Source organism: Finegoldia sp. (assembly GCF_046991905.1).
GTDB lineage: Bacteria > Bacillota > Clostridia > Tissierellales > Peptoniphilaceae > Finegoldia.
This window is the reverse complement of sequence record NZ_JBKWZF010000013.1, coordinates 15,001-31,729: the sequence shown is the minus strand read 5'-3', so window position 1 is coordinate 31,729 and position 16,729 is coordinate 15,001. Positions and strand designations below refer to the sequence as shown.

Here is a 16,729-nt window from a genome sequence, read left to right as displayed (position 1 = left end):
TACTCCTTATAATTTAATTTATGTGACTGTTAGTTAATCATTTTACCATAAATTTAAGAATACAAATCATAAACACCATAAACTTTTAAATTATTTTCCACCAATACCTTCATGATTTCAGGAATCAATTTTGCCTTTTGTTTGGTAGTAAACCCATTGTAATTTATTTCGGTGTTATTTAAATCCATATATTCTGATGAGTCAATAACCTTAATTATTTTATCGTGAACTTCTTGTAAATGCATGTCTGCAATTACAAAAGTAATGTTGCAAATTCTATCGTCATCAATTGTAGGAATTATTCTATTTATCAGTAAAACATTATTCATGACTAACCTCTTTTTCTCTTCTTATACTTATATACCCCGTTTTATAAATTTTATTCAATTGACCTAGTCTTTTTTTTATATTATACTGATTGAAAAGAGGTGAGATATGAAAACATCACGAAAAAGTGCTAAAAAGATTAAACAAAAAAGTAAAATTTTAAATAAAATAATAATAGTAGCTTTACTTTTTATTTTTGCCTTATTTTCTTATAGATACATAAGTTCCAGACCAGCTGAGTACAAACAAATTATACCAAAAAAATACATACTAAAAGATTTTGATGAACTTTGTAATCAAATCGAAAGTTCGTATATGAATTTGCCGCAAACAAAAAAATACAAAGATACAGATTTTCTATCTATGAAACCTAATTTCAAATCAAAAATCAAGTTAGAGTGTGGCAGAAAAAGAGATGAATTGACAACAGAAGAAGTGTATAATTTATACAATGATATTTTAAAAAAACTATACGATTCAAATGTTAAAGTAGCTGACAAATACACTTTTAACAAAATTTTACACCAAGAAAACAGCAATCAAATACTAAACAATTTATCTATTAAAAGGTATTCTAATTTGGTTGAAGAATTACCAGCAAAAACTTTCAGAGCATATTCTATTGATAATTATAAAGATGCGTTATATGTTAAGGTTTCTGATTTTGATTCTGTGGATATTCAAAAAGATGCCATAATCTTCAAGAATATCTTGCAAACTAATAAAAAGAAAAACAAAATTATCATAGATTTGAGAGATAATGATTCTGAAAATTTAGAATATGCAATTAATGTTATTATTAAACCGTTATTAAAATCTGACATTAATGTCGATTTCAAAGTAGCTAATAAAACTCAACCTTTGATTGATAAGAAAGTTTTAAATAATAATGGCATTTCTTTTAAAACAACCGAGGATTTGTCAAATGTAACAATTAATGATAATCAAAAAAACATAAAATACATTACCAATTTTAACCTATCGTTGAAAAAATCAGAAGAACAAAAATGCGATATTTTCATTTTACAAAATAAAAATACTAAAAACAGCGCTGATTTTGTGTGTCAAATAGCAAATAGAACTAAGTTTGCAACTACAGTAGGAGAAGCAACTTCTGGATATGGTTTGAATATTGTCCACACTTACAAATCCTTGCCAAACATAGGTTTAATAGTGGAATATCCACTTGGACAAGGCTTAAACGAAGACGGATCTACCAATGAGGAAGTCGGAACTATCCCTTCAATAAAATTAGATGATAACAGTGAGATGGTAAAACTACTTCTACAAAGAGTAAATTAAAAAAACGATAATACATTTTGTCTTTTAGACAATTAAATGTATTATCGTTTTTTGTTTAAATATCTGTAAAGTCAATGTCAGGAACCATCATTATTTTATATTCCGGATATCTTTGTTGTACTTCATCTGTTATTATTTCTATAGCTTCGCTAAAATCTTTATCAAAACTAACTATCACGTCAAATCTCATGTTTTTTTCTTCAATGTCAACATAAAATCCATGTATTTGCAATGCCCAATCGTGTGATAAAATTAATTTTTGTACATCATTTCTTATCCTTGCAGCCTCATCATCTTTTGTATTAAATGAATAAACTCCAACGCCAATGAGTATGATTTCCATTTGATTATATACTTTAAGCTGTAACTTTCTAGTGAGCTGATCCACTTCATCAACAGTCATATTATCTGGAAGTTCCAAATGCACTGTTGCATAGTATTTGTTCGGTCCATAATTAAAAAGTACTAAATCATATGCTCCAATTACTTGTTTTTCTTCATTTATAATCTCTTTTATTCTTTTAGAAATTTCTGCATCTTGTCTTTGTCCGATAATATTGCCAATTGTTTCAGTCATCATTTCAATTCCGGCTTTTATAATAAAAGCAGAAAGCAAAACACCAACATAAGCTTCGAGAGATATATTCCAAATAGTATAAATTATCGCCGATATGAAAACAGATGTTGATAAAATAGAATCGAAAATAGAATCAGCTCCAGAAGCTATAAGAGCTCCTGAGTTTACCTTTTTACCTTGTTTTTTTACATATTTACCTAAAATAAATTTGACTACTACAGCCACTCCTATTATAAAGATTGAAACTGTACTGTATTGTGCTATTTGAGGATTAAAAATTTTCTTAACTGACTCAACAAATGAAGTTATACCTGCATATAAAACAATAGCCGACACAACCATCGAACTCAAATATTCAATTCTTCCATAACCCATCGGATGTTTTTTATCTGGAGCTTTTGAGGCAAGTTTTGCGCCAACTATTGTAACAACTGATGATAGAGCATCCGAAAAATTATTAATTGCATCTAAAATTACCGCTATGGAGTTTGTAATTAACCCTAATATCACTTTAAAAATAGCCAAAAAAACATTAGTAATAATTCCCAAAAAGCTAGTTTTAATGATTATTTTTTCACGCTCGGACTGGCTATCCATTATATATTGTTTTTCTTTCATATTAAAAAACATATAAAACTTTTTGAACTTTTTGTTTTACAATGTCCATATCAACTGTCGGCTCAAATCTTTCTAGTACATTTCCTTCTCTATCAATCAAAAACTTTGTAAAATTCCATTTTATATAAGCTTTTTCACCAAATTTTTTGTTATTTAACTGAGTAAATTTATTAAGTGCCATATTTTTTATACCTTTTCCAAAACCTTCGAATGGTTTTTCAGTAGCTAAAAATACAAATAATGGTTCTGCGTTTTCACCATTAACATCAATTTTGTCAAATTGAGGAAATTCTGTTCCAAACTTCATTGTACAAAAATCATGAATTTCTCCATTGCTTTCGGGAGCTTGGTTTGCAAATTGATTGCAAGGAAAGTCCAATATTTCAAACCCCTGGTCCTTATATTCCTCATACATTTGTTCTAAAGGATCGTAATGAGGTGTAAAGCCACATCCAGTAGCAGTATTAACTATCAACAAAACCTTGCCTTTATATTTTTCTAAACTTACTTCATTTCCATCCATATCTTTAACAATAAATTCATATAATTTTTTCATATTAATCTCCTATTTTTTATCACATTTGTTTTTTAAAAACTCTTTCAATAATTTATACAATTGCATTTTTTTATCATCAGATAATTCAACACATTCACTCATTAGTTTTGGAACATTTTTTACTTTTTCTTGCAATTCTTTTCCTTTATCAGTAAGATTGATAATTACAATTCTATCATCATGCGAACTTCGTTTTCTTTCCAGATATCCTTGTGTTTGCATCTTTTTTATGATTGGAGTAATAGTTCCATTATCCAAATATAATTTTTCACATAGTTGTCCAACAGTAATGCCGTCTTTTTCCCATAGAACTAAAAAAACTATGTATTGTGTATAAGTTAAACCAAACGGTTTTAAAAATTGAGTATATGTATTGGTTACCAGTCTTGATACAGCGTATAGTGGAAAACAAAGTTGATTCTCTAATTTCATATTATTTATTTGCTCTTGATTCATAAACTCCTCCGATAATTTTCTAGAATTGTTTGTTATCTCCCATTCATTATTTTTTCTGATATTTCACTGAAAAGTTTGGTTTTTGAAAAAGTAACATCACTAATTTGCTTAACAAATCTCATTTCCATCAAAGAATTCGTAACAAACGCACAATCCATAGTTTTTAAATCATTTAAATTAAACGACTTTTCAATTATATTATAACTATTTATTTTCAAAAATTCCATAAGTTTTTGACGAAATATTCCTGGTAACATTCCATCATTTACACGAGGCGTTATTATAGTGTTTTGTTTGATGAAAAAAATATTCGTATAAGTCCCTTCAGTAATATTTCCATCTTGATTTAAAAAAATCCCCTCATCAAAGCCTTCTTCAAGGACTTTTTTGTGTAAGTAATCATTGAGCAAGTAATTGTTCGTTTTATGATAAATTAAAGGATTATGTTTGTCCCTCAACTGTTTTAGAATTTTTAATCTAAGTCCTTCAGTGTACTTAGAATCAGAATAATCAGTGTTTCTTGTAGTAATAACTAAATCATAATCACCTTCATTATCCAATACCATAATTCTTAAACAATCAACATTTAAGTCTATATTTTTTATGTTTTCGTAAATATTTTCCCTTAAATTATTAGTGTTTATTCCCAGAAATTCCATTGAATTTTCTAATCTTTTAATATGATCTTCTAAATAAATTGGATTTGAGCCGACAACTTTAATAGTCTCAAAAAGTCCCTTACCGTATTTTATTCCATCATTCATCTTAAAGCCTCGTAAACTTTTTTAGATTTTTGGATTGTTTCATCGTATTCGCTATTCATTTCTGAATCCCAAGTAATCGCCCCACCACCAGAAAAATAACATCTATCTTCAACCTTCAAAATACTTCTTATTAAAATATTGAAATCGCAATTTTGATTAAAAGAAATATATCCGATAGATCCTGTGTAAATATTTCTGTTGTATTTTTCAACCTTGTCAATAGCTTCTATTGATGCAAGCTTAGGAGCTCCAGTGATTGAACCACCTGGAAAAATATTTTTTATTAAGTTAAACACATTTTCATCTTTTCTTAATTTTCCAACAATTGTAGCTACCAAATGATGAACATTTTCGTAAGTTTCCAATGAATAATTGCTAATTGCTTTTATCGTCTCAGCTTCACAACTCATTCCCAAATCATTTCTCATCAAATCAACTATCATCAACAATTCTGAAATATCTTTGTCGCTATTAAGTAATTTGTTTTTCAATTTCTCATCTTCATCTTTATCGTCAGATCTTCGAATAGTCCCTTTAATAGGTCTAGCTTGAACAAGTCCATTTTGACAGTCAAAAAATCTTTCAGGAGATGAAGATAAAACGCAATACTCTCCAAAATCCATATAAACCATAAAATCAGCCTTATTAACCTCGCGAAGTTTCTTGTAAATATCAAACTTATCCTTCGTAGTATCCACGATGAATTGTTGCGTCAAGTTAACTTCGTACACATCGCCATTTTCAATCATCGTTTTAATTTCGTCAAAACTTTTTGCATACTCTTCTTTCTTAACTGTTCTGATAATATCTGAGGTAGTGTATTCTTTCTCTATAAATTCTTGTTTTACAAAAACTTCTTCTAGCTCTGTGATATCAGTATCGTTCAAGTAATAAATCGTGTATTCTTTAGTATTATTGTCAAATTCTATTATTTTAAAATAAATACCAAAATACGCATCATAAACATCAGTATTTTTCTCAGAATTTAAAACCACGTTACAATTAACACTTGTAAAATCATAAGATAAAAGTCCAACTGCTCCACCAATAAATTGATTATCGTCTTCTACAAAATAATCATCCATCAGCAATTTAAGTTGATTAAGTGGATTATCACAAACTTTTTTATTCACAAGTCCACCGATTTCAACATTGTTATCCTTCGATTTTAAAACAATCTCCGGATTAAATCCAATATATGATTTGTTTCCTTGATTGTAACTTCCCTTTGCGCTATCTAATAAAAAAGGTAAATTCTTGTCTTTGATATTGTATAAAATATCTAAAATAGTTAAATCTGATTTTATTTTTTTAGAATGAATCATTTCTTACCTCCTTCAAGAAATTCTCAATCATTTTCAATCCAAAATCAGTCCCCACGCTTTCTGGATGAAATTGCACAGTTTCAATTTTATTCCTAGAATCTCTAAATCCCATAATTAGTCCATCATCTGTTTTTGATGTTATAACTAAATCCTGATATTTTTCATTTTCAAATTTACTATCATCGACAATAAGCGAATGATATCTCATCACTTTAACAGGATTTGGAATATCAGCAAATATTCCTTTTGAATCATGAGTTATCTCTGTCATTTTACCATGCATTGGTCGTGGTCCTTTGATAATATCTAGTCCAATTGAATATGCCAAAGCTTGATGTCCCAAACAAATTCCAAGTATTGGATATTCTCCTTTTAATTGTTCGAATATTTCAAGAGAAATCTTAGACTCCTTTGGTGTTTTAGGTCCTGGAGAAATCACAATGATTTCAGGATCTAAACGTTTGACTTCATTCAAATTTATTTCGTCATTCTTCTTCACTAAAACTTCTTCTTTTAAAATTCTCAAATAAGAAACAATGTTATATGTGAACGAATCGTAATTATCTATCATTAATATCATTTTATCACCCAATAAAAATATAAAGGATTTCACGTTAAAAATCAAATAAAAAGAGCCTATTACTGAAAATAAGCTCTCTATCTGTTAAATAATATCTATTACGTTTTTATTTGCCGCTGCATTTGCAGGTGAATAAGTAAAAACAATTCCTATTCCCAAAGATATTCCAAGAGATATTAGAACTGGCATTAGTTCTAGTTTGATCGGGAACGGCAAGAATTTCGATGCAATAAATGCTGCAATCATTCCTATAACATATCCAATAATCCCACCTATCACAGTTACAATAATTCCTTCAAACATGAATTGATATAAAATTTCTTTTTTCTTTGCCCCAATAGCTCTTCTTATTCCTATTTCTTTAATTCTTTCTGCAACTGAAATATACATCATATTCATCATGCCTATTCCTGCAATTAGAAGAGAAATCGCTGCGATAAGAGATATGAAAATCGTAATTGAACCCAACACGTTGCTTATTCCTTCTATTTGTTGTGCTATATCTACAAAACTATAAGAACCCGCTGCTTTCATCGGACCATTTTTATCAAGATATTCCTTAATTTCTTTTGCTTTATCTTGAACCTTAGTACCATTTTTTAGAATAACATTTATCATAGAAATTGAATTATTGTTTTTAGGTTGTCGAGATTCTAATGTGCCTTTTGGCAATTCCACATCATTATTAAATGCGAATAAATTTGCTGCTGCATTATTTTCTTTAACTCCAACTATGACATAATAATCATTCTTTACTAAAATTGTTTTATTAATTGGGTCTTCATTTTCAAAAACTTCATCTGCCAATTTTTTAGTAATCACAGCAACTTTTTGATTAGTATCTCCATCTAATTTTGATATTGCCCTGCCTTTTATAATTTTGGTATCAGTCTTTTCAACGGGTTTTGCAAATCCACTTTCTAATTTTCCATCATTTTTTCGTATCGAAACATTTAAAAGATTATTTTGAAATTGTTCTGGATCGGATTCAACTTTTACGACATCTGTCATTTGCGAAATATCTCGAATATTTTTCTCTGTGAAGACGGATGTATTGCTTCCCACTGAATTTGTTGGATTTTCAGGCTGGAAATAAAACGCAACGCTAAGTTCCTTTCCTTCTCCACCCATTAAACTATCAACAACGTAATCTTGGAAACCTCTACCAATTGCGATAATAGTTATTACTGCTGCAATCCCTATAATAATTCCAAGCATAGTAAGTAAAGATCGCTTTTTATTTTTGATGATATCTTTGAAGGCAGTATTTAATAAAATATTAAACTTCATAACTATCCCTCTCTTTTAAAACACCATCTAACATAAAATATTTTCGGTTGCAATTATGTGTAATATTTTTATCGTGAGTAACCATTATTATCGTGATTTTGAGTTTTTGATTCAATTCATTAAAAAGCGCCATTATTTCCTTGCTTGTTTCTGAATCAAGCGCACCTGTTGGCTCATCTGCTATAATAAATTTCGGATTGTGAACAATGGCACGTGCTATAGCTGCTCTTTGTTGTTGTCCACCTGAAAGCTGTTTCGGTCTTTTGTCTGCTTGAGTTTTAATTCCTACCAAATCCAAAGCTTCCAATGCTTTTTCTCTTGCGTATTTATAGGATTTACCTTGATACAATAAAGGTAGTTCTACATTTTCAGCTATGGTGTAATTTTGGATAAGTTGAAATTGTTGGAAGATAAATCCCACGGATTTGTTGCGAAGATCGGACAATTTATTATCTGTAAATTTACCTACCTCAACATTTTCAAACTTATATAGTCCTGTAAATTTTTTATCCAAAAATCCAAGGATATTTATCAACGTAGACTTTCCAGAACCAGACTCACCCATTATTGCGACAAAATCACCACTATTAATGTTAAGGCTAACATCTTTTAGAACGTGAAGCTTGTTTTCTCCTGAATTGTAAAACTTATTGATTTTAATTAAATCTATCATAACTAATCTTCAACCTTTATTTCTTGATTATCTTTCAAATCTTTTACTTTAGAAATAATTTTGTCACCAGATTTCAATCCAGAAATCACAGTATAAGAATTAGTATTTTTTTCTAGTTGAACTTCTTTTTTCACAGCTTTTGAATCCTTGTATTCAAACACATAGTATTTAGAATCTTCTTCTTTTACCATGTCTTTTGCAAGTTCAATCTTATCTGATTTTTTTCTTACTTGAACGTTGAATCCAATGTGTATAGGTTTTTGTGTTTTTATTTTAAATACAAAATTTGAAGAATTACTTCCAGATTGTTCTGTCATGTTTTGCATTTGATTAGCTTCAAATGATCCAGCTTGACTTTCTGGAGTATTAGAAATCTCTACTACAGTTCCTTTTGTTTTTTCGTCCCCGTTAATAGGAATTACTTCAACCTCATCATTTTCTTTTAATTTATTGTAGTCGTATTCAGAAATATTTCCTTCAATAATATTTTCATCGCTAGTAACTTCAACCAATGCTCCTTGACTCATCGGATTATCGATGTTTTTTTCATTAACTTTACAAACTCCAGATATAGTTGCATTAATTGTTTTTCTGGAACTTTCTTTTAAATCATTAAGTTGTTTCTTTTGCAACTCTACTTGGTCAAGTGCTTGTTTGTAAGCTCTATTTGATTGGTTAAGTGTCGGTTCCATTTGATCAATTTGCATTTCCAATTCTGGAGAAAAAGTTTCGTTATATTTTTCTACTAATTTATTGTAAGATTTGTATGCACTATTTCGATCCTCAAGTGCATAATTTGCTTGACTTTTTGCTTGTTCTAATTGCAATTGCATCTGATCAATTTGTTTTTCAACTTCCTTGTTCACAAAAGTAATCAGTGAAGCTCCTTTTTTAACAGATTGACCAGTTTTTACATGAACTTTTTCAATCTCACCATAAGCTTGATTGTTATAAACTTGTTGTGCATCGCCAGTTTTTGATATTGCATTGAACACCAAATCACTTCCTGCAGATACCGTATACAAGCTATACTTGGTTTCGTTTTTCTGACTAGCTTTAACTAATTTAAAGACCAATCCTCCAACACAGGCTAAAACAATTATGGCTAAAATAATTGCAAACTTTTTATTATTTTTCATACGACCTCCTAATTGTATTTCTGTAATACTATTATAATACAGCGTAACTAATTAGTCAACATATTCAAAATTTCATTGTAGAATTTAATAAATCTCTCTAAAGATTCAATATCTAATCTTTCTTTTGTTGTGTGTACATCGTGCATTGTAGGTCCAATTGAAATGCAGTCAATTTTTTTATATTTTTCTGCAAACACTCCACATTCAAGTCCAGCGTGGATTACTTTAACATCTACTTCTTTGTCGTTTACTTTTGAGAAAGCTTTCTTTGCAACTTCCATCAACTCTGATTTTTCATTGAATTCCCAAGTAGGATAATAATTGTAATCGAAGGCAGTTGCATTGTGTTTTTCCGCTTTTGAAACTATATCTTCTCGTAGCGCTACTAATTTGTCATGATTTGAAGATCGTGTAGATAATATGATTTCGAATTTATCGTCCAAAGAATTTACAATCGCCAAGTTACAAGATGTTTCGACTGTTTCATCAAGTCCTTCAATGTAAGAAATCACACCAGAGTTTAATTCTCCAATTAAACCAGATAAATTTTCTGTTGTATTTTTATCTAAGCATTTTTGGGGACTAACATCCTCAATTAAAAGCCTCAAATCCTTATCAAAGTCTTCCAAATCAACCTTAGATATAAATTCTTCTGATTTTTTGTTAAGAGAGTCAGTGGATTCATCTGTAGATATGATTATTTCTGCATTTGTAGGAATAGCGTTGTCCTTTGATCCAGCTTTGAAATCACAGATATAATAATCATCTAATGATTCCAAGAATTTAAACACAACCTTGATTGCATTTTTGTGGTTCTTATCAATTTCCATTCCAGAGTGTCCACCTTTAAGCCCTTTTACAGAAATTTTGTAAAAATTGGACAAGCTTTCTGAACCGTAGTTTTTGTTTATTTCAACATTGACATTTTCCCCACCACTGCTACCTACAATCAATTCATTTTCATCTTCTGAATCTATGTTAATGAAATATTTTCCAGACAAATCAAAATCGAAATTCATCGCACCACTCATATCGACTTCTTCACTTGTAGTCACCACAGCCTCTATTTGGGGAAGTTTGTAATTGGATGTCAAAGTAGCCATAGCTATGGCAAGTCCAATTCCATTGTCTGCCCCAAGGCTTGTCTTGTCAGCAAACATGAAGCCATCTTTTTCCATGATTTTGATTCCATCGTTAAAATCATAATCTTCATCAGAAACACAAACCATATCCATGTGTGCTTGTAGAATTATTCCTGGTTTGTCTTCCAAACTTTTGTCTGATTCTCTTTTAATGTAGATATTGTTGAATTTATCCCTTTTGCACTCTAAATTGTTATTATGAGCAAAGTTTTCCAAATAATCTGAGATTTTTTCTTCATGCTTTGAGCATCTATTTATTTTAGAGAAATCTCTAAAATAATTTAATACAGTATTCTTATCCACTACGCACCTATAATCTCTTCAACTACTTTATTAACTGTCTTACCGTCAGTGAATTTTCCGTATTCTCCCATGACGTATTTCATTATTTGTCCTCTCGACTTATTTGATTTTTCAAGGGAGTTTTCTTCCATGAATTTTTCTATAATTTCTTTTAATTTATCTTCAGATAACTGTTCTGGAAGATATGATTTAATAATTTCTATTTTTTGTTTTGTTTCTTCAATCGCTTCAACTCTATCTTGTGGAGTTTGTTCCAATGTATCCATTGTTTGTTTCAATTCTTTTTTAACAAAAGCTAATTGTTCTTCGTCTGTCAAATCTCTTTTCTTTTCTTTTTGTTCCAATAAAATGTTGCTCATAATCAAAGAAATAACTCCGGATTTAACTTTATCCTTGTTCTTCATAGCTAACATTTTGTCTTTTCTTAATTTTTCAATTGTACTCATAATTTCACTCCTAACCAAAAATAAATGTAAAATAATAATTCATTTTGAACATATATATAGACCAATATGCACATATTAGCCCAATAAAACTACCTATTACGACATCCGTAAACCAATGTACTCCCAAAATAATTCTGGAAATGGCAATCATAAACGCAAACACAATGGCAATCAACATCGTCACGAAGAAAAATTTATATCCATAACTTAGCACATAAGCAATCGTCAAATAAAAGCTCATACTAACACATGAATGTCCACTTGGAAAAGAATATCCCATATAATTGATACCGGTTGTAACTTTTGGTCTTTTTCTTCTAAATATAAATTTTAAAGTGTGAACCGCTATAACACTTAGCATAACGCTCATAATTATAGCTGATGCTGATACATAGTTATGCTGACTTACAGTGAAAAAAACTATTGGAATGCTTATAATCATAAGTGTTTCAACATTTCCAAACTTCGTAATTTTTGCCATCATCGCAATAAGGGAATTATGTCCCATTTTAGTAAAATGTTCCTTTAATCTTCTATCCAAATTTGTTTCGTTGTCTTTTAATACAACAAATCCAAGAAAAAAAGTAATCGATAACAGAACAATGCTACTTATTATTACAAACCAATCGTATTTATTCATTTTTAATCCTTCCTTTAATACTTCATATTAAATTTTATACCAACCAAGTTCAAATGTATAGTAGGAAACTTCCAATAAAAAATGAACCATAAAAATAAATTTATAGTTCATCAAGATTTTTATTTGATTTTATTATATATTTTTCTGCTACAAAAATCGTAGCTAGATAACACACATATCCTACTAACATTCCAAAAAACACATCTGTTGGCCAATGCACTCCCACAACCAACCTACTAAAAGCAATTACAAATGGAATTATTCTCAAATAAATGAATTTGTAATTTTTCAAACTGCATAACAAATAACTCAAAGTAAAATAAAAGCTTGTACTTACCAAACTATGACCGCTAACATAACTGTAACCACCTTGTTCTATTTTGAAAAAATCTAACGGCCTTACTCTCACAAAACTATATTTGTACACATTCATAACTACAAGGCCAATTAAACAAGACATTAATGTTATTGAAAAAAATGAATTCTTGCCAATACGTTTTGAATAATATAAGCTAATAGCTAATATCAAAAAATACGTGCTGAAATTTCCAAGTATTGTGAATGATTTGAAAATATAAAAAGTAAAATTATCTGTAAGATTTTGTGCAAAATTCATTATTTTCGGTTCGAATGAAAGACCCGATTGTTTTCTAATGAAAACCCCAAAAATCAACGAACCTACAAGAATTGCTGCCGATAAATATATTTTTTTCTCGTTTATTACTTTTCCAATCATAACCCTTTACCATACTCACAATTTGGGAAGTGACACTCTGAACATTGCATACAAAATCCACCATAACCCAAACTATTAATCATATCTTTTGTAACTTTAATATTTGCAAAAATATAAGGCAAAATAATGTCGAAAACTGTAGATTTGTTAAACATCACACAACCTGGAAGTCCCATAATTGCAGTATTGTTTTTATAAGCTAGCATGAACATCGCTCCTGGTAGTACAGGAGAACCGTAAGTTATCACTTCTGCCTTGGAATCTTTTATAGCTTTTGGTGTCATATCATCTGGATCGACGCTCATTCCACCTGAAACCAAAATTATATCAGATTTGTTTTCTAATGCTTTGTTGATTTCTCGTGTAATATTTTCACTATTATCGTCGACTATGACGTGATTTATTACTTCACAATTGTAATCCTTCATTTTTTGTTTTAACACAGGTCCAAATTGATCTTTGATAAGACCTTTGTACACTTCAGATCCAGTTGTAATGATTGAACATTTTTTTGTCTTATCAAATGGAATGATTTCCAAAATAGGAACACCATTCATTATTTTCTTCGCTTCGTCCATTATTTTTTCTTTTGTGAAAAGCGGGATAATTCTCATTCCAGCAATTTTTTGTCCTTTTCTTACTGGTTGATTGCCAAGAACAGTTGCAATGGATATGTCATCAATTGAATTTAACTTGAATAACCTATCTCTGTCGACTTTCAAAAATCCATCCACATCAGAAATTATTTCTATCTTGCCTTCTTTTATATCAGATGAATGCATATGTTCATTAATACAAATATCTTTCAAAATAATTGCACAATCATTCTCGTGTAAATCATCATCTTCCAATTCCATAACATAAATATGTTCCTTGCCCATACTTAATAGAACAGGAATATCTTCTTCTGTAATAACGTGACCTTTTTTAAAAGCTCTTTCCTTAACCACGTCCTTTACAATTCTAGTCATATCGTGCGGTAAAATATGACCTACCGCATCCTCAGTTCTAACTACTTTCATTTAAAAACCCCTCTTAATTGATATTCCTATTTTATCACGAAATCATTATTTTTTAAAACACACAACGAAAAAACCGGAGTTTCCTCCAGTTTATTCTTCTTCGCTTACCAAATCATAGTAGACGTTACTTGTTATTTTAAATATTATGAAATACACCACAATTATTATAGCTACTGATATTGCAAATGGAATCGCAAATTCAGATATACTTCTTACCCCGAACAATCCCGATAATTGATACAACATTTTTGATGCAACAGCAGAGTGAATAACTGCCACAAAAAGCGGTAGGAAGAACATCCAATAAATTTGTTGTGATGATGTCTTTTTTATCATTTTGTTTGACAGTCCAACTTTTTTCATAGTTTGAATGTTTTTTCTATCTTCAATTCCTTCTGACAAATGCTTGTAATACGCAATTATAGAAGTTCCAATTAATAATACAAAACTTATGATGAACCCAATGTACAAGAATGCTCCAAACATAGTGTACACAGCGGACTTTGTTTCTTGTCTAGATACAAATTGAAGAGAATTGTCTTTTGAGATAAATTCTTTTCCATCTAGTTTTTTGTCCGAATCTAAAAAGTAAGATACCGCTACTTCTAATGGTTTATATCCTGCATCATTTTTCATTGGCATTTTGAAATCATTGCAAAATCTTACCAAATCCTCATCAGTTTTCACTACGACGTAAAACATATCCACAGCAATATTTCTTCCTTCAAGCTCATCGATTTTTTTGAATTTATAATCAGCACTTCCTAAAGTTATCTTATCTGATGTTATATATTTCATATAATTTGAATTCAATAAAATTTCTCCGTCGTTCAAAGAATAATTCTTGGAAAATTCATTGTTAAATGAATCCAAAGTTTGTATCATTATATAGACAGGCTTAGTATTATTCTTTCCCATTTTTGAAAATTTATTGCCTTCAAGGTTTGCAAACATCATTGTACTCACTTGATAATAATCATTTTTAGGATTTGTTTTTTCTGTGATCATATTTTTCAATCTAGTTTTTTCTTTTTCGATATTTTTAGAAAAATTCTTATCTGGTGTAATCGTCCCAGTCAATTTGTAATCTCTATTTACCGTTGAATCGACAACTTTTTCTGCACTGTTGTAGATCGCCATTGTAGTCGACAACGATACTACAACTCCTGTGCACAAAATTGCAATACTAGCTAATCCGACTGCATTTGATTTCATTCTGTAAAGCATTCCAGAAACTGTAATAAAATTTTTCGATTTGTAGAAGAAATTCTTGTTTTTCTTTATCATTTTTAGTACAAAAATAGTTACTGCAACAAAACCAAAATACGTTCCAAACAATACAAGTAGACTTGCCACGAAAAACATCAATAAACTTTCTAAGCTTCCTTCGATTGTCAACGCAATGTAATAACCAATTGCAGTTAAAATTATTGCTAGAATGAAAAATACTACTTTGACTTTTGGTTCAGATTCCGATTTTTGTCCTTTTGCAAATAAATCCCTAGTTGTAGCAGATTTTATATTCAATATATCGAAGATGAATGTTAAAACGCTAATTACAAGATTAAATGTAAGTGATAATATAATTGCTTTGGTTGAGATTCCAAACTGCATTATACTGAAATTTTCTTGCATCAATTTTCCAACTGCCAAGAACAATACTTTTCCTAATGTAATCCCAAAAACAATTGTTAGGATTGAAATAATCACAAAAAATATCGACTTTTCTTTTAGCAAAATTCTATTGATGTGTTTGTTCTCCAATCCAAAAACACGATACAATCCAAATTCTTGAAATCTTCTTTTTATCAAAAACCTATTCGCATACATAATAATCGCAAATGTAAATATCGATATTATAATCGATCCGAATACTATTATCGTTCCAAATTCGTCTTGTTGCATAACATATTTGTTATCTAATAAAGATATCATTATGAACAAAATCGCCATCATAATACTTGTTGACAAAATATATGGAATATTTACAATTTTGTTTGCTTTTAAGTTTTTGAGAGCAAATTTTGTAGATAACTTAGAATTCATTATCTACACCTCGATTGTTTATAACAGTCAATGACTCATTAATTCTCTCCATAAATTCTTTGTTGTCGCTATTTCCCTTGTAAATTTCATGGAACACAACGCCGTCTTTTATGAATATTACTCTGTTAGAAAACGAAGCTGCCTTCACAGAATGAGTTACCATCAATATAGTTTGTCCTAATTTATTGATTTTTGTGAATAAATCAAGTATCATTTCTGATGATTTTGAATCCAATGCCCCTGTAGGTTCATCTGCCAATATCAAATCTGGCTTTGTAATCAAAGCTCTTGCAATCGCAATTCTTTGTCTTTGTCCACCACTAATCTCATAAGGATATTTGCCCACAAAAGATTCAATTCCTAACAAACCTTGAATTTCAGACAATCTTTGCTCCATTTCTTTTGGCTTATAATCTGAAAGTGCCATTGGCAAAAATATATTGTCTTTGTTTGAGAAAATATCCAATAAATTAAAATCTTGAAATACAAATCCAAGCTTTTCCCTTCTGAACTTTGCAACTTCCGATTCTTTTAAAGTGGATATATCTTTGCCATTTAACACAACCTTGCCATTAGTTTGCTTGTCTAATGTTGATATTACATTAAGTAAAGTTGTTTTACCTGAACCTGATTCCCCCATTATTGCTATAAATTCATTCTTTTCTACAGAAAAATTCACATCTTTTAATGCTACTGTTTCTACATTTTTCGTTTTGTATACTTTTCTTACGTTGTTTAATTCTAAAATATTCATAACACCCTCCATAACTATATGTTAAATGAATTT

General features: G+C 29.8%; 18 protein-coding genes. 1 reads left to right on the top strand and 17 read right to left on the bottom strand.

Annotated elements, in window-relative coordinates; translation table 11 throughout:
- Positions 1 to 53 precede the first annotated feature (53 nt).
- Positions 54 to 329: a hypothetical protein gene (locus tag ACLUJM_RS06915; protein WP_002836777.1), complete on the bottom strand. Its 276-nt coding sequence runs from the start codon at positions 327 to 329 to the stop codon at positions 54 to 56.
- 106 nt (positions 330 to 435) lie between these two features.
- Here ACLUJM_RS06915 and ACLUJM_RS06910 point away from each other — a divergent pair, with 106 nt between their 5' ends.
- Positions 436 to 1,629 (top strand): S41 family peptidase, encoded by a 1,194-nt coding sequence (locus ACLUJM_RS06910; RefSeq protein WP_294685110.1) that lies wholly within the window; start codon positions 436 to 438, stop codon positions 1,627 to 1,629.
- 55 nt (positions 1,630 to 1,684) lie between these two features.
- On the opposite strand, the gene ACLUJM_RS06905 is transcribed toward ACLUJM_RS06910, so the two are convergent.
- The 16 genes from ACLUJM_RS06905 to ACLUJM_RS06830 form a co-directional block, all read right to left on the bottom strand.
- Positions 1,685 to 2,824 carry a cation diffusion facilitator family transporter gene (locus ACLUJM_RS06905; RefSeq protein ID WP_316095070.1) on the bottom strand — a complete coding sequence of 380 codons (1,140 nt, stop codon included), beginning with the start codon at positions 2,822 to 2,824 and terminating at the stop codon, positions 1,685 to 1,687.
- Position 2,825: 1 nt separating this feature from the next.
- Positions 2,826 to 3,380, bottom strand: coding sequence for a glutathione peroxidase (locus ACLUJM_RS06900; protein ID WP_294685112.1), 555 nt, complete (start codon positions 3,378 to 3,380; stop codon positions 2,826 to 2,828).
- A gap of 9 nt (positions 3,381 to 3,389) precedes the next feature.
- Positions 3,390 to 3,836, bottom strand: a complete 447-nt coding sequence (locus ACLUJM_RS06895; RefSeq protein ID WP_294685113.1) for a MarR family winged helix-turn-helix transcriptional regulator — start codon at positions 3,834 to 3,836, stop codon at positions 3,390 to 3,392.
- 32 nt (positions 3,837 to 3,868) lie between these two features.
- Positions 3,869 to 4,600, bottom strand: coding sequence for an aminotransferase class IV (locus ACLUJM_RS06890; protein WP_294685114.1), 732 nt, complete (start codon positions 4,598 to 4,600; stop codon positions 3,869 to 3,871).
- On the bottom strand, positions 4,597 to 5,925 hold the full coding sequence (locus tag ACLUJM_RS06885; protein ID WP_294685115.1) for an anthranilate synthase component I family protein: 1,329 nt from the start codon (positions 5,923 to 5,925) through the stop codon (positions 4,597 to 4,599). The genes ACLUJM_RS06890 and ACLUJM_RS06885 overlap by 4 nt, the downstream gene beginning before the upstream one ends.
- The gene (locus ACLUJM_RS06880) at positions 5,912 to 6,505 is read right to left on the bottom strand and encodes an anthranilate synthase component II (RefSeq protein ID WP_294685117.1); all 594 of its coding nucleotides are present in this window, start codon (positions 6,503 to 6,505) and stop codon (positions 5,912 to 5,914) included. Before ACLUJM_RS06880 ends, ACLUJM_RS06885 begins: the two co-directional genes overlap by 14 nt.
- 84 nt (positions 6,506 to 6,589) lie before the next feature.
- Entirely contained in the window at positions 6,590 to 7,795 is a 1,206-nt protein-coding gene (locus tag ACLUJM_RS06875; protein ID WP_294685118.1) for an ABC transporter permease, read from the bottom strand.
- Positions 7,785 to 8,468 (bottom strand): ABC transporter ATP-binding protein, encoded by a 684-nt coding sequence (locus ACLUJM_RS06870; RefSeq protein ID WP_094205934.1) that lies wholly within the window; start codon positions 8,466 to 8,468, stop codon positions 7,785 to 7,787. Before ACLUJM_RS06870 ends, ACLUJM_RS06875 begins: the two co-directional genes overlap by 11 nt.
- A 2-nt stretch (positions 8,469 to 8,470) precedes the next feature.
- Positions 8,471 to 9,607, bottom strand: a complete 1,137-nt coding sequence (locus ACLUJM_RS06865; RefSeq protein ID WP_412412500.1) for an efflux RND transporter periplasmic adaptor subunit — start codon at positions 9,605 to 9,607, stop codon at positions 8,471 to 8,473.
- Positions 9,608 to 9,654: 47 nt separating this feature from the next.
- Positions 9,655 to 11,052 (bottom strand): beta-Ala-His dipeptidase, encoded by a 1,398-nt coding sequence (gene pepD, locus ACLUJM_RS06860; RefSeq protein WP_294685120.1) that lies wholly within the window; start codon positions 11,050 to 11,052, stop codon positions 9,655 to 9,657.
- Positions 11,052 to 11,498: a GatB/YqeY domain-containing protein gene (locus tag ACLUJM_RS06855; protein WP_094205937.1), complete on the bottom strand. Its 447-nt coding sequence runs from the start codon at positions 11,496 to 11,498 to the stop codon at positions 11,052 to 11,054. The genes pepD and ACLUJM_RS06855 overlap by 1 nt, the downstream gene beginning before the upstream one ends.
- A 10-nt stretch (positions 11,499 to 11,508) precedes the next feature.
- Entirely contained in the window at positions 11,509 to 12,138 is a 630-nt protein-coding gene (locus ACLUJM_RS06850; RefSeq protein ID WP_094208821.1) for a phosphatase PAP2 family protein, read from the bottom strand.
- 100 nt (positions 12,139 to 12,238) lie between these two features.
- A complete protein-coding gene (locus ACLUJM_RS06845; protein ID WP_094223606.1) occupies positions 12,239 to 12,874 on the bottom strand; it encodes a phosphatase PAP2 family protein in 636 nt (211 codons plus the stop codon).
- Positions 12,871 to 13,896: a molybdopterin-binding protein gene (locus ACLUJM_RS06840; protein ID WP_294685122.1), complete on the bottom strand. Its 1,026-nt coding sequence runs from the start codon at positions 13,894 to 13,896 to the stop codon at positions 12,871 to 12,873. Before ACLUJM_RS06840 ends, ACLUJM_RS06845 begins: the two co-directional genes overlap by 4 nt.
- 90 nt (positions 13,897 to 13,986) lie before the next feature.
- Entirely contained in the window at positions 13,987 to 15,942 is a 1,956-nt protein-coding gene (locus ACLUJM_RS06835; protein WP_412412499.1) for an ABC transporter permease, read from the bottom strand.
- Complete coding sequence (locus ACLUJM_RS06830) at positions 15,932 to 16,696, bottom strand: ABC transporter ATP-binding protein (RefSeq protein ID WP_412412498.1); 765 nt, start codon at positions 16,694 to 16,696, stop codon at positions 15,932 to 15,934. The genes ACLUJM_RS06835 and ACLUJM_RS06830 overlap by 11 nt, the downstream gene beginning before the upstream one ends.
- Positions 16,697 to 16,729: the final 33 nt, after the last annotated feature.

Excerpts from the sequence above, each read along its gene's own strand:
- ACLUJM_RS06915 (WP_002836777.1), bottom strand. The coding sequence starts at position 329 with ATGAATAATGTTTTACTGATAAATAGAATAATTCCTACAATTGATGAC.
- ACLUJM_RS06910 (WP_294685110.1), top strand. The coding sequence starts at position 436 with ATGAAAACATCACGAAAAAGTGCTAAAAAGATTAAACAAAAAAGTAAA.
- ACLUJM_RS06905 (WP_316095070.1), bottom strand. The coding sequence starts at position 2,824 with ATGAAAGAAAAACAATATATAATGGATAGCCAGTCCGAGCGTGAAAAA.
- ACLUJM_RS06900 (WP_294685112.1), bottom strand. The coding sequence starts at position 3,380 with ATGAAAAAATTATATGAATTTATTGTTAAAGATATGGATGGAAATGAA.
- ACLUJM_RS06895 (WP_294685113.1), bottom strand. The coding sequence starts at position 3,836 with ATGAATCAAGAGCAAATAAATAATATGAAATTAGAGAATCAACTTTGT.
- ACLUJM_RS06890 (WP_294685114.1), bottom strand. The coding sequence starts at position 4,600 with ATGAATGATGGAATAAAATACGGTAAGGGACTTTTTGAGACTATTAAA.
- ACLUJM_RS06885 (WP_294685115.1), bottom strand. The coding sequence starts at position 5,925 with ATGATTCATTCTAAAAAAATAAAATCAGATTTAACTATTTTAGATATT.
- ACLUJM_RS06880 (WP_294685117.1), bottom strand. The coding sequence starts at position 6,505 with ATGATATTAATGATAGATAATTACGATTCGTTCACATATAACATTGTT.
- ACLUJM_RS06875 (WP_294685118.1), bottom strand. The coding sequence starts at position 7,795 with ATGAAGTTTAATATTTTATTAAATACTGCCTTCAAAGATATCATCAAA.
- ACLUJM_RS06870 (WP_094205934.1), bottom strand. The coding sequence starts at position 8,468 with ATGATAGATTTAATTAAAATCAATAAGTTTTACAATTCAGGAGAAAAC.
- ACLUJM_RS06865 (WP_412412500.1), bottom strand. The coding sequence starts at position 9,607 with ATGAAAAATAATAAAAAGTTTGCAATTATTTTAGCCATAATTGTTTTA.
- ACLUJM_RS06855 (WP_094205937.1), bottom strand. The coding sequence starts at position 11,498 with ATGAGTACAATTGAAAAATTAAGAAAAGACAAAATGTTAGCTATGAAG.
- ACLUJM_RS06850 (WP_094208821.1), bottom strand. The coding sequence starts at position 12,138 with ATGAATAAATACGATTGGTTTGTAATAATAAGTAGCATTGTTCTGTTA.
- ACLUJM_RS06845 (WP_094223606.1), bottom strand. The coding sequence starts at position 12,874 with ATGATTGGAAAAGTAATAAACGAGAAAAAAATATATTTATCGGCAGCA.
- ACLUJM_RS06840 (WP_294685122.1), bottom strand. The coding sequence starts at position 13,896 with ATGAAAGTAGTTAGAACTGAGGATGCGGTAGGTCATATTTTACCGCAC.
- ACLUJM_RS06835 (WP_412412499.1), bottom strand. The coding sequence starts at position 15,942 with ATGAATTCTAAGTTATCTACAAAATTTGCTCTCAAAAACTTAAAAGCA.
- ACLUJM_RS06830 (WP_412412498.1), bottom strand. The coding sequence starts at position 16,696 with ATGAATATTTTAGAATTAAACAACGTAAGAAAAGTATACAAAACGAAA.